This is a genomic window from Flavobacterium poyangense (assembly GCF_011751075.1).
Lineage (GTDB): Bacteria > Bacteroidota > Bacteroidia > Flavobacteriales > Flavobacteriaceae > Flavobacterium > Flavobacterium poyangense.
The window spans coordinates 40,539-60,652 of record NZ_JAALLN010000018.1 but is presented as its reverse complement, the minus strand read 5'-3'; the positions used below and the strand labels follow the sequence as shown (position 1 = coordinate 60,652).

The window sequence follows — 20,114 nt, the reverse complement described above, 5'->3', positions numbered from 1 at the left end:
AAACAAAAAATTATATATAACTAACTATAAAATACCAGATGGCAAGAGTGATAAAGGAAACCGGAATTCCAAAACCAATCATCATGCTGCTGAGTTTAGGCTTTAATCCGTAGGTCGAGGCCAAAATTGCACCTGTTATCATTGGTGCCATCGCCATTTCCATAAGCGTAATTTTTATCGCTTCTGAATGCTGTTTTAAAATAAAAACATATAAAACCAGAATTATAAAAGGCGCCAGAATCAGTTTGTAAAAAAGTCCCAGTTGCAAAAATTTCCAGTGTTTGCTTTTTAGATCAAACGTAAGTTGCAAACCAACGGAAAGCAAAGCCAAAGGAGTCACAAAACTTCCAATTGTCAATAAAACAGCCTGGAGGCTTTCCTTAAATTCAAATCCGAAAACATTCAGCAGACAAGCACCAACGAAAGTAATGAATGGCGGAAAGAGAAGGACTTTTTTCAGAATCCCAAAAGCATCGGGGCTTCCTTTTGAATAGAAGGCCGCAACAAAAATCCCTAAAGTCGAAACCACCACAAATGTTCCCGGCTGATCGACAAGAACGGCTGTTTCTAAACCTTTTTTTCCAAACAAAGCTTCAATAATCGGGTAACCTAAAAAAGAGCTATTACTTAATCCCGCCGTTAAAATCAAACAACCGATCAATTTATTAGACCAGCCTAATTTTTTTCCTAACAAATGAAAAAACAAAATAGCAAGTATAAAACTAATCCATCCTGATCCTATCGGAAAGAGTAATTCCGCATTCCATTTTATTTTCGGGATATGATATAAGGTAATTGCCGGCAGACAAACGTAGATGACAATTTTATTTAAAAGCTTATAGACAGAAGTCGGAAACTGCTTTACTCTTTGTAAAAGTAGGCCCAAAGACAAAAAGAAGAATATTAGAATAAAATTGTTCATATAGCAGAATGACTGCAAAAATAAGGATTTATAAAATAGCCCATTGGGTGCAATTATTTTTTAACACATAGACGAAAAGTCTTTTGCACGCTGATTTAGCAGATCAAGCCGATATTTTTGTTTTGTTACTTCGATAAAAACAATCTGAATGAATCTGCGTGAAAAAATTTCACTGCTAACATTAGGAGAAACATAGCCTTAAAAACGAAAAAGGTGTTTCACTTCAATAAAATTACAATTGTCAGTCTGAGCGAAGTCGAAGACCTCATAGGTCTACTATATGAGAGAAATATGTTTCTCTTTACGCTCTATTTTTAAACATAAAATCTATGTCACTATGTGTTAAGTACATATTTTTTTTAGCGAAATACCTCCAACGACTTAGTCCATAATTATTAATTTTCCGTTAAAACTTTTTTTTATTCGATAAAACCCTTTACATTTGTAACATATTTTATTACAGTATGATTTCAGGTAAGTTTGCCATAACGATTCACATTTTAACTTTACTCACTAAATTCCCAAATGATTATTTGTCTTCAGAATTTATTGCAGGAAGCATTAACCTTAACCCGGTTTTGGTTAGAAAGGAAATTGCGAATCTAAAAGCAAATCATATTGTAGAAAGTAAGGAAGGTAAAAACGGCGGCACAAAATTGTCTAAAGCAGCTTCAAATATTACGTTGAAAGAAGTATTTGAAATGACATTAGACACCATCAATTTAGGTTATGCAAAAAATCAGCCTAACCCCGATTGTCCGGTTGGAAAAAAAATCAACCAAAATTTAGCCGAATTATACGCCGAAATGAACGAAAAAGTGAGTTTACAACTGAGTGATATTACCTTAGAAGATTTTTCAAATCAGTTCTAAAACTTTTTTTTACACAAAACTGTAACATTTTTTATTACTAATAAAACTTATATATTATGAAAATTGCTATCATTGGAGCTACGGGATTTGTAGGCTCTGCTATTTTAAACGAACTAGTTTCAAGAAATCAGGAAATTACGGCTATCGCCAGAAATCCAAAAGAAGTACCAAATGTAAACTGGGTATCAACAGATATCTTCAACACAGATGCTTTGGCAGCTATTCTGAAGGGAAATGACCTTATCATTAGTGCTTACAACTCAGGCTGGACAAACCCTAATATCTATGACGATTTTATTGCTGGTTCAAAAGCTATTCAGGAAGCCGTTAAAAAATCGGGAGTGAAACGTTTTATCGTCATTGGCGGAGGCGGAAGTTTGTTTGTTGCGCCAGGTTTACAAGCGGTTGATACTCCGGATTTTCCAAAAGAATACTATACCGCAGCTTCAGCAGCAAGAGATTATTTGAATATCATTAAAGAAGAAAAAGAGCTTGACTGGGCTTTCTTTAGTCCGGCTTTTGAAATGCATCAGGGCATTACAACGGGAAGAACAGGAAAATATCGTTTAGGTCTGGACAATCCTGTTTTTAATGAGGAACAAAGAAGTATCTTATCTGTAGAAGATTTAGCAGTCGTTATCGCTGATGAAGCAGAAACTCCAAAACACCACCAAGTGCGTTTTACAGCGGCATACTAAATTTATTCAAACACGAATTTCACGAATTTTCACGAATTAAAAGTTTAACATATTGCGGACAAAAATAATTAGTACAAATTCGTGTAATTCGTGTTAAACAATCTAAACAGTTTCAAGAGCATAATTGTCTTTTGAAACTGTTTTTGTTTTCTGTACTTTTACAGTACCAAAAAATACATTTTGTCGAGTTCAAAAAAACAAGTTAGTAGTCTGCAAGAAAAGGCCGGAATTTCACCTCCTGAAATTACCAGCATTTCTGCTATTAGTCAGATTCAGCAAAACAGAAGAAAACAACCTTCTGCCAAAGAATTGATTGATGGAATCCTCGACGCTAACAGAACATCCTTAAGCCGTGGCATTACTTTGGTCGAAAGCACCAATCCGCAGCATGCCGAAAAAGCAAATGAAGTCATCAAAGGCTGCCTTCCTTATGCCAATAAATCCATACGTATCGGAATTACAGGCGTTCCCGGTGTTGGCAAAAGTACTTTTATAGAAACCTTTGGAACCTTTCTGACCGCAATGGGTAAAAAAGTTGCCGTATTGGCTGTTGACCCGAGTAGTTCACTTTCTCACGGCAGTATTCTGGGGGATAAAACCCGAATGGAAGAACTGGTAAAAGATGAAAATGCTTTTATAAGACCAAGTGCTTCCGGCGATACTTTAGGCGGAGTAGCCCGAAAAACTAGAGAAACCATTATACTTTGTGAAGCTGCCGGTTTTGACACAATTCTAATTGAAACGGTTGGTGTGGGACAAAGCGAAACTGCTGTTCATAGCATGGTTGACTTTTTTCTTTTACTAAAAATCTCGGGTGCCGGCGACGAGCTTCAGGGCATTAAACGTGGTATTATGGAAATGGCGGATGCTATTGTCATCAATAAAGCAGATGGTGATAACATCAAAAAAGCAAACCAAGCCAAATTAGAATTTAACCGCGCTCTGCATTTATTTCCTCCAAAAAAATCAACCTGGCAACCCAAAGTGACAACCTGCAGTGCCATTACTCAGGAAGGAATTTCAGAAATCTGGGAGACCATTTCGAGTTATTTTGAAATGACAAATAAAACGGGTTATTTCCAGGAAAAACGAAAAGACCAGAATCATTTTTGGATGATAGAAACCATCAACGAACAACTTCGATTAAACTTCTACAACCAACCGGAAATAATCGCACAACTGGAACAAAACAAAAAAGCAGTGCAAAATGATGAAATATCACCTTTTGCAGCTGCTCAGAATTTGTTGTCTCTTTATTTTGGGGAAGGTACAAAGGTGCAAAGTAACAAAGGTACAAAGCAATAAATCTTTGCCCCTATTTCTTGGTTTTAAGCATAGACTAATTCTCTTTAAATAAAATTTATTTCTATAATAACATTTGTCAAAGCTACAATCAGAAATAATTTCACAATTAAAACAAAACAAAAAAACAGTTGCAAACTGATGAAATATCACCTTTTGCAACTGCTTAAAAATTGTATTCAATGCTTTTTGAGAAAGATTCCAACTGAGAAAAACGCAAGGTAAAAACCTCTGAACCTTTGTCACTTTGAACCTCTGAACCTATTTCTTAGTCCTAAGCTTATACTTACTCTCCTTATACAAATTTCCTGCTGTAATAACGTGTGCCAAAGCATCTTTTGCTAATTCTTCGTTTAATTTTACAGGAATTAAAGTTGTATCATTTTTGATTTCAAATTGCAACGGTTTCAAGTTTGGCTGCATGATTACCACCTGATTCTCTACTCTAAAGGCATTGATATCATTAAACTGCATGATAGATCTTCCCTGAACTTTAGCGTCGAGTTTATTTAAATTTCTTCCTACCATTGGGGTTTCAAACGGAAGTCCTAAATACCCCAATAAAGTCGGCGGAATATCGATCTGACTTGCCAATTTACTGTAAACAGATCCTTTTTTAACTCCAGGTCCCATTATTAAAGCCGGGATATGGAATTTATTGATCGGCACTAAATTTTTCCCGTACGTTCTGGTATTATGATCTGCAATAACAATAAAAATGGTGTTTTTAAAATACGCTTCTTTTTTAGCCATTTCAAAGAATTTCCCAATCGAAAAATCCGCATATTTCATGGCATTATTTACCGTTGCCGGTTTCTGATCATACGGTTTTATTCTTCCTGCCGGATATTCAAAAGGCTCGTGATTAGAAGTAGAAAACATTAAAGAAAAGAACGGTTTATCACCTTTAGCTTTAAAATAATTATTTGCTTTTGTTACCAAATCTTCGTCTGAATACCCCCAGGTTCCTTTGAAAGCATATTTGTTTCCATCCGCTTCAAAATCTGCCTGATCTACAATATCCTGGAAACCATTTCCGTTGAAAAACGAAGCCATATTATCAAAATTTGCCATTCCACCATAAATAAAACTGGTTTCATACCCTTTTTGTTTTAAGGCATCAGCCAAAGTAAAAAAGCCTTGCTGCGAGTTTCCTAATTTCACCACACTTTCAGATGGCGATGGTAAAAACCCGGTTACGACAGCTTCAATTCCACGAACGCTACGAGTTCCTGTACAATACAAATTGGTAAACAACAATCCTTCTTTTGATAATTTATCAAATTCCGGTGTTAAAGGTTTCCCTCCTAAGATTCCAACATATTCTGCTCCTAAACTTTCCTGTAGAAAAATAACCAAATTATAAGGCTTTGCAACAGCTGTATCCGGTTGCTGTACATGAAGAAACGGAATCTCGGCATCAGTAAAGTCACTTGGTCCGGCAATCATGTATTTTTTTACACGGGCAATGGCTTCTGCTTCATCCATTTTTCCATACATTTTGGTGTTTCCTTCGTTTTTAATCGAATAAGCAGCAAAAGCAACGGTATAAAAAGAATTCAACCCCAAAGTATTCGTTAACTGATCGGTAGAAAAAACCGCATTACTGGCATTAATTGGTCGTTTTGAAGTCAGACTGGAACGTGCTCCGAAAAACAATAAAAAAGCCACTAACGGGAAAAGCAACAATTTAAACTTATACTCCGTATTCGTTGTATGAAAGAAACGTTTTCCTTTCTTAAAGGCAAAATAAAGTACTACTCCCAAAATCAGGAAAGTAACAATAATAGACATCAGGTAGCTTTTCAACAACATTCCTACCACCTCTTTTGGATAAATCAGATAATCCAGAAAAATTTTGTTGGGACGTGTATCGTATTGTTTTACAAAGTCAGGTGTAGCTAACTCTACAAAAAGAATCAGAAACAAAAACAGAAAGCTATAAATTACCAAGAATTTGTTGGTAAATTTCACCCATTTCCCAGGTAAAAATGTTATTAAAACAGCCGGTAAAAAAGATAAATAACATAATAATATCAAATCCATTCGCAAACCGATTGGAAAAATATACCAGAAATTTGGTGTTTCAACAACTCTATCTTTAAAGATAAAAAATAAAAACAGTCGACTTAAAGTAGTAATTAGCAATCCGATTGCTATAAAATTAAAAACGGGTTTTAAAAAACTTAATTTTTTCATTAAAGATAATTTAAGGTGCAAAAATTGAAACCTGTAGAAACGCACTGTGTAGAGACGCACTGCTGTGCGTCTCTACCGGGCGTCTCTACTCTTCGTAACGATTTATTTCTCTGTCATAAAAGTCGTTAGCCAAAATAATCAAACCTTCCATTTCGGCATTTAATTCTGCTTCATCAAGGTCTTCGGCTTCTTCCATAAACTCAACCTCATCATCTTTCAGGTTAATTATAAATCTTGGATAATCAAGATGAATGATAAAAATATCATCCGGAAAATCAGTATTATCTCCAAGTAAAAATTTAGGTAATTCCATGTTTTATTAATTTATTTTTTGATTTGTATTCTTGCCACAGTTCACTCCATTTATGAATTAAAAATCAGTGTCAATCTTTAAGATCTGTGGTTTCTTTTTATTTTATAAGTTTCAAATTTAGTTATTTGTAACTGAATTCTTAATTAATTTTTTAGTTAAATAATTAAAACGCAGATATAAAAATACAGCCGCCGTAGTTAAACCCGCTAAAAGTCCAATCCAGACTCCTTGTGCTTTCCAAGGTGTATATTCTGCTAAATAGTAGGAAATCGGAAAACCAATTACCCAATAGGCAACAAACGTAATGTACATCGGGATTTTCACATCTTGTAAACCACGTAAAGCACCTAAAACAACTACCTGAATTCCATCAGAAATTTGAAAAACGGCCGCAACTAAAAGTAACTTTGATGCAATGGCTATTACTTCATTGTTATCCAGCAACTGTCCACTATTTTCCATATTCAAAAAGAGATGTGGCAGATAATTATGGAAAACAACAAACAAAATAGCAAAAAATGTTTCAATTATAATAGCCAGTAAAAAAATAGATCGGGCCACTACCACTAAATTTTTAAAATCATTTAATCCTCTCTGATTACTTACCCTAATCATCGACGTTACGCTTAATCCCATGGCAAACATAAAAGTCAGAGAAGAGAGACTCAGTGCAACCTGATTAGCCGCCTGACTCGTTTTTCCGATATTCCCGCAAAGCCAGATTGAAGCCGTGAACAGTACCACTTCAAAAAGCATCTGCATCGCCGAAGGAAGACCAATACTTATGATCTTTTTTATGGTTGCTTTTTTTATTTCATTAAAGCTGAAACCATTGAAAAAACGCTTTAAATCATTCCTTCTCGAAAGCATAATATGCATAAACATGACTAAAAATATTCTCGAAATTACGGTTCCAAGGGCGGCCCCAATAATTCCCATTTTAGGAAAAATCCAAATCCCATAAATCAAAAGATAGTTTATACCTACGTGCAATACATTCGCCATAACCATAGCATACATAGAATACTTAGTCATCGACATTCCATCGGCAAATTGTTTGTATCCCTGATACATAATTAAAGGAATCAATGAAAATGCAACCCAGTCCAGATAAGGCTTTGCAAGCACAATTACTTCAGCAGGCTGATCCAGCATTTCCATTATTGGCTTTGCCAGAACAATCACACCAAACATCACCAATCCCAAAATGGTACATAAAAATAGACCGTGATGAAATGCAGAACGAATTTTGGTATCATTTTTCTCTGCATCTCCTTCTGCCACAATTGGAGTTATTGCGGTCGAAAACCCAATTCCTAATGACATGGCAACAAAGATCATACTATTACCCAACGAAACTGCTGCCAGCTCCGTACTTCCTAATTTCCCTACCATAATATTATCGACTATACCTATTAAAGTATGTCCAACCATTCCCAAAATAATAGGATATGCTAATCTAAAATTATAAGAAAACTCCTTTGTGTATTGTTTTATATTCAATTGTAGTGTTTTTTAAGTTGGTCAAAGATACAGAGAAGCTTTGAATTCTCTTCTATTATCAGCAATATAAGCGAATATTAGGAATATCCTTAATAACGCTAAGATTATATAACAATTCCTGCGAATTGTATAACAACCTCCTAGCTGTTAGAATCTACTTTTACCTTATTAATAATTCAAAAAAAGAGATCATGAAAAAATCAGTTAATATAAAAATGTTATTCCTTGCTGTTATTTCCATTTTATTCGCCAATACCACTTTCGCACAAGAGACAACAGCTATTAAAAATGAAGGCGAAATCAAAACTTACGAGCCGGGATTTAGATTAGGTTTCGGATTAAACGGTGGTCTCCCAACTGACAACGCTTACGATTGGTCACTTGGAGGAGATGTACGTTTACAATATGATTTATCTAAAAGAACTTCATTAACCCTGACTACAGGTTTTACCAATTTATTTATTGGAGATGACGTAAAAGACCTTGGATTTATTCCTGCAAAAGCCGGTTTTAAAGCTTTTATCTGGGAAGATCAATTTTATGTACTAGGGGAAGTTGGTGCCGGTTTTGCAGTAACAAACGGTTACAATGACACCACTTTTTTATGGGCTCCCGGAATTGGATATGCGAATAAATACATTGATATCAGTGTGCGATACGAAGATTACAACAAATTTAAAACAAATCAGGTGGCGCTTCGTTTAGCCTACGGTTTCGATTTGTAAAAATACAGACCTTTTATTCTTTTGTTTTTGGTAAAACCCGGCAGTTTCTCATGGACTGTCGGGTTTGTAATTTTATTATTCTCCTAATTCCTTTTTATACATTTCAAAATTGGCTCTAATTTTATCATCCAGTTCCGGTTCTTTAATATCAGTATGTTTTTGCATTTCTTCCCAAATAATTTTGGCGACAATATATCGGGCCATTTCTTTATCATCAGCAGGAACAATATACCAGGGTGCCAATTCGGTTGAAGTTTTATTTATTGCTTCTTCATAATATTTCTGATACTCCTCCCAATGCTCCCGTTCTTTCAAGTCTGCAGGAGAAAATTTCCAATGGTGTTTTTCTTCCTCCAAACGGCGCAGCAAACGCTGACGTTGTTCTTCCTTACTCAAATGCAGAAAAAACTTTAATACGATCGTTCCGTTTTGCGCAATATGTCTTTCAAAATTATTAATCTGCTCGATTCTGTTTTCCCAAAAACTGGGCGTAATATCATCAATCGTATTAATTCCCGGCAAATTCTCTCCTAAAATATACTCCGGATGTACTCTTGTCACCAAAACATTCTCATAGTGGGTTCTGTTAAAAATAGCAAACTTTCCTTTTTCCGGTAGCGCGATATAATGCCTCCACAAATAATCATGCTCTAACTCAGCCGATGTTGGCGTTTTAAAACTATGCACCACTACTCCACGTGGATTAAATTCTTTAAAAACTTCCCGAATCAAACTGTCTTTTCCGGAAGTATCCATACCCTGTAGGCAAATCAGAACGCCGTATTTGTTGTGGGCATACATCACATCCTGCAAATTGCTCAATTTCGCCTGGACTTTATCGAGTTTTTCCTCCTTTTCATCATCATCCGCCTTTATGTCCAACAAAGTCGGAATACGCTTTAAACTTATTTTCTCTACAACTTTAAAATTATTCGGATCGATAGATTTCATAGTATCAGTTTTATCATATTTAGTAAATAGAGTCCATTGGGTGCTATTCAAAAAAACACTTAACACATAGAGGAAACATAGATTTTATTTATAAAAAAGAACTCAAAAAAGAAATACATTTCTTTCACATAGTCAGACTATAATGATTTAATTAAGTGAAATGTCATTTTTTGTTTTCAAAACTATATCTATGTGCTAAAAAATAAGTGCACTCAATAGGTTAAATATACTACTTTTACGAATCATATTTTTGTTATTACTTGTAAATACTTTTTCAATAAGTTATTTTCATTTTAACAAACTTAGATTCTACTTTTCAAAACAACATTCATGGAAAAATTCACCTTAGAAATATTATTTCAAATCATCGGAATCGGTTCTGCATCAGGATTATTCCTTAACAACAATTCTCTTTATGTCGTTGGGGACAACAGCGGCTTTTTGTACGAATACAATATGCAGAATCAGCAATTAAATCAACATACTTTAATCGATAATCCGACACAAAACATTCCGAAAAACCTAAAACCGGATTTTGAATCGATGACTAATCACAATGATACTTTATATGTATTTGGTTCAGGTTCTACCGAAAAACGAAACAAAATGATCGAGTTTGATCTGAAAACCAAAACCGTTTTACAAAAAAACAATCTGGTCGATTTATACGGCTTAATGCAAAGTTTTGGAGAAATAAAACCGGAAGACTTTAATCTGGAAGGTGCTATTTTTGATGGTGAAAATTGGTATTTATTCAATCGTGGTAACGGTGTTTCAAACAAAAACACCATTTTTACAATCCATGCCAAAAGTTTGGGCGAAGAATTTGCATTGGTGGCTGTCAATTATAAACTTCCTAAAATAAAAGGGGTACGTTCCAGTTTTACAGATGCGATTTTAGTCGAAGATAAAATTTATTTCCTCTCTACTGCCGAAGACACCAAATCGACTTACGACGACGGAGCAATCCTCGGAAGCTTCATCGGACGCATCGATCTTAAAAACATGAAAATTGACTTTACACAAAAAATAACAACAACTCATAAATTCGAAGGTCTGACACTCTATCAAAAATCAAATGACAAAATCGAGTTTTTACTTTGCGAGGACAATGATACAGAGGTTTTAGAAACGAAAATTTTTAAGCTTAGTTTGCCTTTGAAGAAATAGTTTTTTTTTGAGGTACAAAGGTGCAGAGGAGCAAAGGTGCAGAGGTTTCTAAAACAAAAGCCAATTTTACAGTTAAAAAAATGAAACTTTATTTATGTTTCATTCCTGATAATACTAAACGACAAATCTGACAGGTTTTAAAAACCTGTCAGATTTAAATTTAAGTAGAAATTAATATATTTTAAGTACATACAACTATTTACATAATAGTTTTTATTCCGAAATAAAAGATCAAAAATTTGTTGTGAATTAAATAAGTTTCAAAAAAAAAGGAACTGATATTATACCACAAATTAAACAAAATCAATACTTTACACATAAAATTTAATTATTTTTACTTTTATTTTACTATCGTCCCAACCTTTTTATCTTTTTAACTCTCTTTAGTATAAAGACAACAATTGTGATAAACGAAACTCAAATTGCTAACTGTAAAAAAATGCATCGCGATGCGCAGCGTCAGGTGTATGAGTATATGGCTCCAAAGCTGTATCGCCTCTGCAAGCGCTATCTAAAAAAAGAGGAAGAGATCGAAGAAGCTATAGCCGATGCTTTCTATACCATATTTACAAAAATGGATCAGCTCAAAGAAGTTCAGGCTTTTGAGGCCTGGGCCCGAAAAATAACTGTGAACCATTGTTTGGCAACCATCAGAAAGAACACCAATTTCAATATGTATCTTGATGATGTCAAATTACAGTCACAACCTTTTACGGATGAGATCAATCATTTAGAAGAAGAAGATTTGCTCAATTTATTAAATCATATTCCAGACGGCTGTAAAACGGTCTTTAATCTTTTTGTAATTGAAGGCTACGGACATAAAGAAATAGCCAGCATGCTAAACATTTCTGAGGGCACCTCCAAATCACAATTGAATGCCTCTAAAACCAAGCTAAAGGATTTAGTAAATAAGTTATATTATCAAAAAGCAAAATAGTCATGGACAATCAAGATAAATTATTCGAAAAAATAAAAGAAGCTTCGCACAACGCCGAGAGCAGAGATTTTCCGGCAATGGAAAAAGTCTGGTCCCGAGTTGAAGAGAAACTCGACAAAAAAGAAGACAAAAAAACAATTGCCCTATGGAAAAAGATTGCAATTGCTGCCTCTCTTTTATTAGTAATCTCTTTAGGTTCTCAATTTATAAAAACAGACAAAAGTCAAACTATCGAAAACAATAATAAAGTAGTAACAACCGAAACTAAAACGGCACCTGTTCAAAAACCGGTTTTAGAAGAAAGCAAAGTCGCCATTGAAGAGTCAAAGATAGTTTCCGAAAAAGAAGCTGAAAAGATCATAGACCATCAGATTAAGCAACAAAAAGAAGTTGTGCAAAATGACATTCAAGGCCCTGTCCCTGAAGCGAAAGCTAGCTATGAAACAATAGAACCGGAAATTTCCGCTAAAGCATATGCTGCTCCTGCTCCACCGGTGGTTTCCGCTTATTCGAGAGAAGAAAGTTCCTCTTCAAAAGACAAAGCTTTTGTATCTGATGAACTATCAAAATCCACAAAAAGAGAATCTTACCGAATTGCTGATTCTCAGCCACCACCGCAAATGGCCAGAAAAGCTGCTCCATTAGTCATCATGAACGGTAAAGCCATTTCCCACAATGATGATGTTAAAAGAGATAAAATGATGCAGGCCGAGCTTTCTAATCTGGCTCCTGAAAATGTAGAATCTCTGGTAGTATTAGAGGAACCTTTATACATTATTGATGGAAACTACTATTCTGAAAATGATTTATTTGGCAAAAATCCAACGAGTCCTTATGCTCCTTTAAACCAACAGGAAATTAAAACCATCACGATTCTTCAGGACCTTGAAGCCACCTCAAAATATGGCGAAAAAGGAAAAAAAGGAGTCATAATAATCACTACCAAAACAGGAAAACCTGCTTCACAGCACTAGTTAAAACCTAACATTTAATCTTAAAATTTACGATCATGAAAAGTCTAAAACTTATTTCATCAGCCCTTACTATGCTTATATGTTTCGTGTCTATGGCACAGGAAAAAACCATTAAAGGAACGGTTTCAGATTATAATGCTATAGCACTTCCGGGTGTTAGTATAACTATTAAAAATTCAAAAACAGGAACTTCAACAGACTTTGATGAAAAATATACGATTCGTGCTCAAAAAGGAGATCTCCTTGTCTTTAGCTACATCGGATTTAATACGGAAACAGTTGTCGTAAACAACAGTGACATTATCAATGTAAAGATGAAAGAAGCTTCACAAACTTTAAGTGAAGTTGTTGTTACTACAGCCTACGGAAGAAGTGATTCTGAGTATACAGATAAAAGTTATACCCGTTCAGAAAGAAAAAAAGCTAAAATAGCTGCAGCCGAAATGCTTCAGGGAAGAACTCCCGGTTTGCAAATTCAAAATAACGTGTATGCAGCTCCACCTATTAAAATTCGTGGATACCAATCTATTTCAACGCAAGAGGAACCTTTATATATTGTAGATGGAACTCCTGTAAAATCACAACAAATGGCAAAAATAAATCCGAATGATATTCAGGACGTAAAAGTGCTAAAGGACACAGCGGCCACGGCTATTTATGGAACCAGAGCTGTAAATGGTGTTGTTGTGCTTTCTACTAAAAATGAACTTTACAAAAATCTTACGGAGCAGGAAATTAACAAAAAGCTAAACCTGACTATTCCTAATCAACCTGAAGTCGATAATGAAGATTATGATACTTTCACAGAAAATGCATTCGAAAATCCAAAGGGAGCGCCTTTATCTACTTTTTCAATAGATGTTGACAATGCCTCTTATACCAATATCAGACGTTTTATAAACAATGGACAAGCGGTTCCTAAAGATGCCGTTCGTGTTGAAGAAATGGTAAATTTCTTTAAGTACACGTATCCGCAGCCAAAAGATAAAAATCCATTTTCTATAAACACAGAGTTAAGCGAATCTCCTTGGAATCCTGAAAATAAAATTCTAAGAATCGGTTTGCAGGGAAAAAACATTCCAACCGAGAATTTACCGGCATCAAATCTTGTTTTTTTAATAGATGTTTCGGGTTCTATGGATAACGCTAATAAACTGCCTTTATTAAAACAATCCATGAAAATATTGGTAAACGAACTACGTTCAAAAGACAAAGTGTCTATTGTCGTTTATGCCGGTGCAGCGGGATTGGTCTTGCCTCCAACTTCGGGAGACGAGAAAAAAACAATTATTGATGCTTTAGATCACCTAAACGCCGGAGGAAGCACAGCCGGTGGAGCCGGAATTGAATTAGCTTATAAAGTGGCAGCTGAAAATTTTATTAAAGACGGAAACAACAGAGTGGTTTTGGCCACAGACGGCGATTTTAATGTTGGCAGTTCTTCTAATTCTGATATGGAAACGTTAATTGAGCAAAAAAGAAAAACAGGTGTTTTCTTAACTTGTCTTGGTTACGGCATGGGAAATTACAAAGACAGCAAAATGGAAACTCTGGCCGATAAAGGAAATGGAAACTATGCTTATATCGATAACATTCAGGAAGCGAATCGTTTTTTAGGAAAAGAATTCAAAGGTTCAATGTTTGCTATTGCGAAGGATGTAAAAATCCAGATTGAATTTAACCCAAAACAAATTCAAGCGTATCGATTGATTGGGTATGAAAATAGAAAACTACGTGCAGAAGATTTTAAAAATGATGCCATAGATGCGGGTGAATTGGGAAGCAATCATACCGTTACGGCTTTGTATGAAATTATTCCTGCAGGTGTAAAAAGTGATTATTTAAGCCATCAACCAGATGCTCTAAAATATACTAAGGTTAAAGAAAATACCAATGAATACAGTACAGAACTGGCGACGATAAAGTTTCGCTACAAAAAACCTGATGGCGAGAAAAGCATCGAAATGGCACATATAATTGAGAATAAAGTTACTCCGCTAAAAAGTGCAAGTGATGATTTTAAATTCAGTACAGCCGTTGCCTGGTTCGGATTAAAACTGAGAGATTCAAAATTGATTTCGAATAAATCTTCCGATGCTATTTTAAAATTGGCAAAGCAAGGATTATCGAACGATACCGAAGGATATAAAGCAGAATTTATTCGTCTTATTGAAGGTGCAAAGCTAGCTTATTAATAGTGGTTTTAGTACATTTGGACTTTCCTCAAAATCGGAAATATCCATTTATAACCTAATTTTAAAAAAGTAAAATGAATCCTATTTTAAATCAGAATTTATTCCTTGTAAAAGAGCATGTTGGCATGTTTAAAGCAGCAAACAATTTTGACATCTACGATCCGAAAACCAATCAAATTACGATGAACTGCCGTGAAAACAATCTTGGCTTTTTCACCAAAGTACTTCGTTTTACAGATTACAAAAGAATGACTCCTTTTAATGTTGAAATCTCAACTGTTTCAGGAGAAAAATTAATTACGGTTAGACGTGGTATTGCCATATTCCGCTCGACTGTAGAAGTACTGGATGAGAGAGATCGTTTAATTGGAACTTTCAAACAAAAATTCTTTTCTATTGGAGGAAAATTCGAAATTCTGGATAAAAATGAAAGACCATGTGCTACTCTTCAGGGAAAATGGACGGGTTGGGATTTTAAATTTTCCCATGAAAACAAACCATTAGCACAAGTAAGTAAAAAATGGGCAGGAATGGGGAAAGAATTCTTTACAAGTGCTGACAATTATGTTCTTCAAATCGAAGAAAATGTATCGGCAGACAGTCCACTTAGACAATTAATCCTTGGAGCGGTAATGTGCATTGATATGGTTCTTAAAGAATAGTTAAGGTTGTTAAACTTAAATTAAGAAAACAACGGAGAGCATCATTTTAGTATTCAAATGAATTATTTTTGTATATCTAAAAGGATGCTTTCTGCATTTCAAAAATACTATCATGACAGATTTAAAAAATAAAAACGCTCTTATTACCGGAGCCGGAAAAGGAATCGGAAAAGCAATTGCAATTGCTTTAGCCAAAGAAGGTGTAAATGTAATTTTAGTTGCAAGAACACAAGCTGATGTGGATCAATTAAGTACCGAAATCTCTGCTTTAGGTGTAAAATCTTTAGCATTAAGTGCTGATGTTTCAGACATCAATTCTATAAATACTGCAGTAGAAAAAGCGTTAGCTGAATTTAAAACTATTGATATTTTAATCAACAATGCCGGTATCGGTTCATTTGGAAAATTCCTTGAGATGGAACCTGCTGCCTGGGAGAAAATCATTCAGGTGAATCTTATGGGAACCTACTACACAACCCGTGCTGTTATACCCAATATGATCGAAAGACAAACCGGAGACATTATTAACATTTCATCGACAGCAGGTTTAAACGGAAATGCTTTAACCAGTGCTTATAGCGCTTCTAAATTTGCCGTTTTAGGCTTGACCGATTCTTTGATGCAGGAAATGAGAAAACACAATATACGTGTTACTGCTCTGACACCAAGTACTGTTGCAACCGATTTGGCTATAAACTCCAAATTAACCGATGGAAATCCGGAGAAAGTAATGCAGTCCGAAGATCTTGCAGAATTGATTATCGCACAACTTAAACTAAACCGCAGAGTTTTTGTTAAGAGCAGTAGTATCTGGTCTACAAATCCTTAATTTAAAATCAAATGGAACAGTATCTAAGACAATTAATTGCCATAGAATTTACCGATAAAAAAGAAATTTTTACCGGTTTTCTTATCGATTATTCTGACGACTGGATTTTATTGAGAAATAATCCGGTTGATTATATCCTTGATGGTTTTGTGATTTTGAAAAACAAAAATATCGAAGCCGTTCACAGAGATCAGGATCTTGCTTTTACCGAAAAAGTAATCCGAATGAAAGGTCTGAAAACAAATGCCGAAGATATCATTCCGATCAGAGACCTTGCTTCTATTGTAAGTTTCCTTACCAATAAATATGGCATTTTTCAGATTTCAAAAAAATCGGCTAAATCTGCTTATTTAGGTAAACTACTTGAACTAACAGACGAAGAACTAACCATCGATTTCTTAGACACAAGAGGGAAGTTTGGAGGAGAATTGAGCTTCAATCCTGAGAAAATAAGAGTCATTGAGTTTGATACTGATTATATCAATTCCTTGAAATTGGTTTTAGAGGAAGAAGAGAGATAATATTTTACTTTATAAAAACAGAAAAGTCCTTTGAAATAAAGGACTTTTCTGTTTTTATACTATTACTTAGGCTGCCAGCTGTCATTTCATGGCAGACGAGACGAGCTTATGCGACAACTCTGTAATTCTAATCAATAACAGGCAACAATTGTCATTCCGAAGAATGAGGAATCGCACATGAGACTCCGTAAAGAATGTTACCAATCGTTGTCGAATATTGGGTGTGATTCCTCGTACCTCGGAATGACAAAAATGGCGTTCAATCATTTATTAGGTAACACTTTCTGGTTAAAAGTACCTCTAAAAAACAACTCACATCTCACAACCCACATCTCACAAAAAAACTACACCTCTGCCAGTTTATTCAGAAACTCTAAACGAACGCTTCCGTCTTCGTCTATTTTAGTCAGGTTAATTTCCTGTAATGTATTTATTAGTTCCGGATTCCATGGTGTTTTTACTTTTACGTAGTTTTCAGTAAAACCATGAATATAACCTTCTTTATTTTCGCCTTCAAACAAAACAGTTCTGTTTTTCCCTAATTGACTTTCATAAAAAGCGCGACGTTTTTTAACCGATAATCCTCGTAGCATTTTACTGCGTTTTGCTCTTACATTTGCCGGAACAATTCCGGGCATATTTGCCGCTTCGGTATTGTCTCTTTCTGAATAAGTGAATACATGTAAATAAGAAATATCCATTTCGTTCAGAAAATGATAGGTTTCCAAAAAGTGATCGTCTGTCTCACCAGGAAAACCAACAATAACATCAACACCAATACAGGCATGTGGCATTACTTCGCGAATTTTATTTACACGTTCTGTGTACACCTCACGTAGGTAACGACGTTTCATTAATTTCAAAATATCATTGCTTCCCGATTGTAACGGGATATGAAAATGCGGTACAAAAGTTCTGCTTTTAGAAACAAAATCAATCGTCTCATTTTTTAATAAATTAGGCTCAATCGAAGAAATACGCAAACGTTCAATTCCATCTACTTTATCTAAAGCCTGAACCAAGTCCAGAAAGGTATGTTCGTGTTTTTTATTTCCGAATTCTCCTTTTCCGTAATCTCCGATATTTACTCCGGTTAAAACGATTTCTTTTATATTTTGTGCTGAAATTTCTTTTGCGTTCTGCAAAACGTTCTCAAGGGCATCACTGCGTGAAATTCCTCTCGCTAACGGAATGGTACAATACGTACATTTGTAGTCACAACCATCCTGAACTTTCAAAAAGGCACGGGTTCTGTCACCAATAGAATAACTTCCAACATAAAAATCGGCCTCAGCAATTTCGCAGGAGTGTACTTCCCCCATATCGTTTTTACTTAAGTCGTGAATATAATCGGTGATTTTAAATTTTTCGGTAGCGCCCAAAACCAAATCAACTCCGTCAACGGCTGCCAATTCTTCCGGTTTTAATTGCGCATAACACCCAACTGCGGCAACAAAGGCTTTTTCGTTGAGTTTCATTGCTTTTTTTACTACCTGCTTAAATTGTTTGTCCGCATTTTCTGTAACAGAACAGGTATTGATGACATAAATGTCTGCTACTTCTTCAAAATCAACACGATCAAATCCTTCATCATTAAAATTTCGGGCGATTGTAGAAGTTTCTGAAAAATTCAGTTTGCAACCAAGCGTATAAAAGGCAACTTTTTTTCTATTTTCCATAGGAATACACTACGTTTTAAGTAGTAAGATATTATATTTACATTCTCAATTGAAGAGTTTGCAAATTTACATACAATATTCTTTAAAATAAAATCAATAATACACTATATATCAACATTTTGCATTAACCAGACATTTAAGTTTGGCTTAAAAACTATAAATTGCACCTGCTAATGACCAAAATAAGTTTTATCTTTAAAAGATCGCGAATGTTCTTTGAATAAGAATTAAATGACAAAAACATCGATTAAAGGCAAATATTATCGATTAAATGCGTTTTTCTCTCAATTAAATTAAAATTTTCTTACATTTAACTGTTCAAAACAGCGCCACTGGCCAAAAACATTAAGTAATTTAAAATTTAATATAAATTAATTGATCAATCAGCAGATTTTGCCATAACAATTTTGATATTCTGTCGTTATGTTGTTGTTTTGTTTAATAAAAATAATGGGGAAAGCCGAAAACCATAAAGAGTAGGCAACAATTAAATATTCCAGACTTACTATGAAAGCATTTTTACCCACAATCTGCTTGATGTTCTTAACCATTTTCAGTTCGCAAGCGCAAACTGCTGCTCCGGCAACCAATCCATTCCCGTCAATTAGTACTTTAACAGGTTGGGCTAGTTTAAACAATCAATCGCAATTTGATATTGCAATTCGCGCTGTTGGGTTTAAATTTGAGGTAAAAGAACCAAGTGAAGGATCTACAGCCTATACTTACATCCGTAAGGTAACAGTAAATGAAGTAAACTATACTGATAGAATTGTTTACAGAATTACAAACAATAATTCTGCAAGTATTATTTCTTTAGTAACTGCTTCTACTGATTTAGTTAGCCTGTACACTCCACAATTGGCTACTTTTAAAAACAACAATTGTAAAACAGAAATGTCTAAGGACAAAAACACTACCTGTGCTTGTTACGAAAGCGTAAATTTTGCAATCGATCTTTGCGATGAGCGTGTAAAATTAACTATGGGTGATGGAAATAAATATTTTGTTTCTGTAGCTAAAAAATAATTCGATACATTTCGGAAACCTAAACTACGAGCTGTTTTCCAAATCTTTTTAATTTGTAAAGAGTACATTTAAAAAGATTTGGGATGCATTTCTTAGGATATTATACCAAGTTTGGATTCTTTAGTTCGTACCAAACTTCTCTTTCACCTTCGTCATCAAACGAATTCACATAACGAAGGCCCAGTTTTTCTAAAACTTTTCTTGAATTTTCGTTTCCTTCATCTGCATAAGCATAGAGTGCCTCTACTTTCATTTCGTTGAAGGCATGTTTTACGAAAGCATTACCTGCCTCGGTAGAATAACCTTTTCCCCAATGTCTTTCTATAAAACGATACCCAATTTCATAAAAGTCTTTATGATTATTAATTTCTTTTGTGATAAATTTTATTCCCGACCAACCCAGAAATTCATTGGTTTCTTTTAAAATAACGGCCCAGCGTCCGGTACCAAAATCTTTATACTGTTGTTGAATATTCTCGATTTGAGCAATACTCTCCTCAATAACCATAACCGGTTTCTTCCCCACATAAATATGCACATTGGGATTAGAATCTAATTCAAACATACCATCAGCGTCAGAAAGCAGTAATTCCCGCAGAATTAAACGCTCTGTTTCAATTGTTTTTTTCATTA

Annotated in this window: 19 protein-coding genes; 12 read left to right on the top strand and 7 right to left on the bottom strand. The window is 34.8% G+C overall.

The annotated features are described in order from the left end of the window. Positions 1–10: 10 nt before the first annotated feature. Positions 11–922 carry an AEC family transporter gene (locus G3A47_RS19500; RefSeq protein ID WP_166925443.1) on the bottom strand — a complete coding sequence of 304 codons (912 nt, stop codon included), beginning with the start codon at positions 920–922 and terminating at the stop codon, positions 11–13. Between the two features lie 464 nt (positions 923–1,386). On the opposite strand from G3A47_RS19500, the gene G3A47_RS19495 reads away from it, so the two are divergent. From G3A47_RS19495 to meaB, 3 genes are all read left to right on the top strand, one after another. Beyond that, complete coding sequence (locus G3A47_RS19495; RefSeq protein ID WP_166925441.1) at positions 1,387–1,794, top strand: Rrf2 family transcriptional regulator; 408 nt, start codon at positions 1,387–1,389, stop codon at positions 1,792–1,794. Positions 1,795–1,850: 56 nt separating this feature from the next. After that, a complete protein-coding gene (locus G3A47_RS19490; RefSeq protein ID WP_166925439.1) occupies positions 1,851–2,492 on the top strand; it encodes an NAD(P)-dependent oxidoreductase in 642 nt (213 codons plus the stop codon). Positions 2,493–2,672: 180 nt separating this feature from the next. Beyond that, a complete protein-coding gene (gene meaB / locus G3A47_RS19485; RefSeq protein ID WP_166925438.1) occupies positions 2,673–3,797 on the top strand; it encodes a methylmalonyl Co-A mutase-associated GTPase MeaB in 1,125 nt (374 codons plus the stop codon). Between the two features lie 258 nt (positions 3,798–4,055). On the opposite strand, the gene G3A47_RS19480 is transcribed toward meaB, so the two are convergent. The 3 genes from G3A47_RS19480 to G3A47_RS19470 all read right to left on the bottom strand — a co-directional run bounded on the left by G3A47_RS19480 (position 4,056) and on the right by G3A47_RS19470 (position 7,809). Next, the gene (locus tag G3A47_RS19480) at positions 4,056–5,993 is read right to left on the bottom strand and encodes an LTA synthase family protein (protein WP_166925436.1); all 1,938 of its coding nucleotides are present in this window, start codon (positions 5,991–5,993) and stop codon (positions 4,056–4,058) included. Positions 5,994–6,078: 85 nt separating this feature from the next. Beyond that, the gene (locus G3A47_RS19475; RefSeq protein ID WP_166925434.1) at positions 6,079–6,306 is read right to left on the bottom strand and encodes a hypothetical protein; all 228 of its coding nucleotides are present in this window, start codon (positions 6,304–6,306) and stop codon (positions 6,079–6,081) included. A 117-nt stretch (positions 6,307–6,423) separates the two neighbouring features. Beyond that, positions 6,424–7,809, bottom strand: coding sequence for an MATE family efflux transporter (locus tag G3A47_RS19470; protein ID WP_166925432.1), 1,386 nt, complete (start codon positions 7,807–7,809; stop codon positions 6,424–6,426). A 191-nt stretch (positions 7,810–8,000) separates the two neighbouring features. Here G3A47_RS19470 and G3A47_RS19465 point away from each other — a divergent pair, with 191 nt between their 5' ends. Continuing rightward, a complete protein-coding gene (locus G3A47_RS19465; protein ID WP_208328377.1) occupies positions 8,001–8,534 on the top strand; it encodes a hypothetical protein in 534 nt (177 codons plus the stop codon). 75 nt (positions 8,535–8,609) lie between these two features. Here G3A47_RS19465 and G3A47_RS19460 read toward each other — a convergent pair whose 3' ends face one another. Further along, on the bottom strand, positions 8,610–9,485 hold the full coding sequence (locus G3A47_RS19460; protein ID WP_166925430.1) for a PPK2 family polyphosphate kinase: 876 nt from the start codon (positions 9,483–9,485) through the stop codon (positions 8,610–8,612). Between the two features lie 330 nt (positions 9,486–9,815). Here G3A47_RS19460 and G3A47_RS19455 point away from each other — a divergent pair, with 330 nt between their 5' ends. The 7 genes from G3A47_RS19455 (at position 9,816) to G3A47_RS19425 (ending at position 16,776) form a co-directional block, all read left to right on the top strand. Next, on the top strand, positions 9,816–10,655 hold the full coding sequence (locus tag G3A47_RS19455) for a DUF6929 family protein (RefSeq protein ID WP_166925428.1): 840 nt from the start codon (positions 9,816–9,818) through the stop codon (positions 10,653–10,655). Positions 10,656–11,094: 439 nt separating this feature from the next. Then, positions 11,095–11,595: an RNA polymerase sigma factor gene (locus G3A47_RS19450; protein ID WP_166925473.1), complete on the top strand. Its 501-nt coding sequence runs from the start codon at positions 11,095–11,097 to the stop codon at positions 11,593–11,595. Between the two features lie 2 nt (positions 11,596–11,597). Beyond that, positions 11,598–12,569 carry a hypothetical protein gene (locus tag G3A47_RS19445; RefSeq protein WP_166925426.1) on the top strand — a complete coding sequence of 324 codons (972 nt, stop codon included), beginning with the start codon at positions 11,598–11,600 and terminating at the stop codon, positions 12,567–12,569. Positions 12,570–12,604: 35 nt separating this feature from the next. Next, positions 12,605–14,764 (top strand): YfbK domain-containing protein, encoded by a 2,160-nt coding sequence (locus G3A47_RS19440; protein WP_166925424.1) that lies wholly within the window; start codon positions 12,605–12,607, stop codon positions 14,762–14,764. 74 nt (positions 14,765–14,838) lie between these two features. Beyond that, entirely contained in the window at positions 14,839–15,426 is a 588-nt protein-coding gene (locus G3A47_RS19435; protein ID WP_166925422.1) for a phospholipid scramblase-related protein, read from the top strand. Between the two features lie 112 nt (positions 15,427–15,538). Continuing rightward, on the top strand, positions 15,539–16,255 hold the full coding sequence (locus G3A47_RS19430) for a 3-ketoacyl-ACP reductase (RefSeq protein WP_166925420.1): 717 nt from the start codon (positions 15,539–15,541) through the stop codon (positions 16,253–16,255). Positions 16,256–16,266: 11 nt separating this feature from the next. Further along, positions 16,267–16,776, top strand: coding sequence for a hypothetical protein (locus G3A47_RS19425; protein WP_166925418.1), 510 nt, complete (start codon positions 16,267–16,269; stop codon positions 16,774–16,776). Positions 16,777–17,120: 344 nt separating this feature from the next. On the opposite strand, the gene mtaB is transcribed toward G3A47_RS19425, so the two are convergent. After that, positions 17,121–18,455 carry a tRNA (N(6)-L-threonylcarbamoyladenosine(37)-C(2))-methylthiotransferase MtaB gene (gene mtaB, locus G3A47_RS19420; protein ID WP_166925417.1) on the bottom strand — a complete coding sequence of 445 codons (1,335 nt, stop codon included), beginning with the start codon at positions 18,453–18,455 and terminating at the stop codon, positions 17,121–17,123. Positions 18,456–18,962: 507 nt separating this feature from the next. Here mtaB and G3A47_RS19415 point away from each other — a divergent pair. Continuing rightward, entirely contained in the window at positions 18,963–19,481 is a 519-nt protein-coding gene (locus G3A47_RS19415; protein ID WP_166925415.1) for a hypothetical protein, read from the top strand. Between the two features lie 100 nt (positions 19,482–19,581). Here G3A47_RS19415 and G3A47_RS19410 read toward each other — a convergent pair whose 3' ends face one another. Continuing rightward, positions 19,582–20,112, bottom strand: coding sequence for a GNAT family N-acetyltransferase (locus G3A47_RS19410; protein WP_166925413.1), 531 nt, complete (start codon positions 20,110–20,112; stop codon positions 19,582–19,584). Positions 20,113–20,114 lie beyond the last annotated feature (2 nt).

What these genes read in the sequence shown, in the direction of transcription:
- G3A47_RS19465 (WP_208328377.1), top strand. Translation starts at nt 8,001, where the DNA reads ATGAAAAAATCAGTTAATATAAAAATGTTATTCCTTGCTGTTATTTCC.
- G3A47_RS19495 (WP_166925441.1), top strand. Translation starts at nt 1,387, where the DNA reads ATGATTTCAGGTAAGTTTGCCATAACGATTCACATTTTAACTTTACTC.
- G3A47_RS19410 (WP_166925413.1), bottom strand. Translation starts at nt 20,112, where the DNA reads ATGAAAAAAACAATTGAAACAGAGCGTTTAATTCTGCGGGAATTACTG.
- G3A47_RS19450 (WP_166925473.1), top strand. Translation starts at nt 11,095, where the DNA reads ATGCATCGCGATGCGCAGCGTCAGGTGTATGAGTATATGGCTCCAAAG.
- G3A47_RS19480 (WP_166925436.1), bottom strand. Translation starts at nt 5,993, where the DNA reads ATGAAAAAATTAAGTTTTTTAAAACCCGTTTTTAATTTTATAGCAATC.
- G3A47_RS19440 (WP_166925424.1), top strand. Translation starts at nt 12,605, where the DNA reads ATGAAAAGTCTAAAACTTATTTCATCAGCCCTTACTATGCTTATATGT.
- G3A47_RS19435 (WP_166925422.1), top strand. Translation starts at nt 14,839, where the DNA reads ATGAATCCTATTTTAAATCAGAATTTATTCCTTGTAAAAGAGCATGTT.
- G3A47_RS19415 (WP_166925415.1), top strand. Translation starts at nt 18,963, where the DNA reads ATGAAAGCATTTTTACCCACAATCTGCTTGATGTTCTTAACCATTTTC.
- G3A47_RS19455 (WP_166925428.1), top strand. Translation starts at nt 9,816, where the DNA reads ATGGAAAAATTCACCTTAGAAATATTATTTCAAATCATCGGAATCGGT.
- mtaB (WP_166925417.1), bottom strand. Translation starts at nt 18,455, where the DNA reads ATGGAAAATAGAAAAAAAGTTGCCTTTTATACGCTTGGTTGCAAACTG.
- G3A47_RS19500 (WP_166925443.1), bottom strand. Translation starts at nt 922, where the DNA reads ATGAACAATTTTATTCTAATATTCTTCTTTTTGTCTTTGGGCCTACTT.
- G3A47_RS19475 (WP_166925434.1), bottom strand. Translation starts at nt 6,306, where the DNA reads ATGGAATTACCTAAATTTTTACTTGGAGATAATACTGATTTTCCGGAT.
- G3A47_RS19490 (WP_166925439.1), top strand. Translation starts at nt 1,851, where the DNA reads ATGAAAATTGCTATCATTGGAGCTACGGGATTTGTAGGCTCTGCTATT.
- G3A47_RS19460 (WP_166925430.1), bottom strand. Translation starts at nt 9,485, where the DNA reads ATGAAATCTATCGATCCGAATAATTTTAAAGTTGTAGAGAAAATAAGT.
- G3A47_RS19445 (WP_166925426.1), top strand. Translation starts at nt 11,598, where the DNA reads ATGGACAATCAAGATAAATTATTCGAAAAAATAAAAGAAGCTTCGCAC.
- G3A47_RS19425 (WP_166925418.1), top strand. Translation starts at nt 16,267, where the DNA reads ATGGAACAGTATCTAAGACAATTAATTGCCATAGAATTTACCGATAAA.
- G3A47_RS19430 (WP_166925420.1), top strand. Translation starts at nt 15,539, where the DNA reads ATGACAGATTTAAAAAATAAAAACGCTCTTATTACCGGAGCCGGAAAA.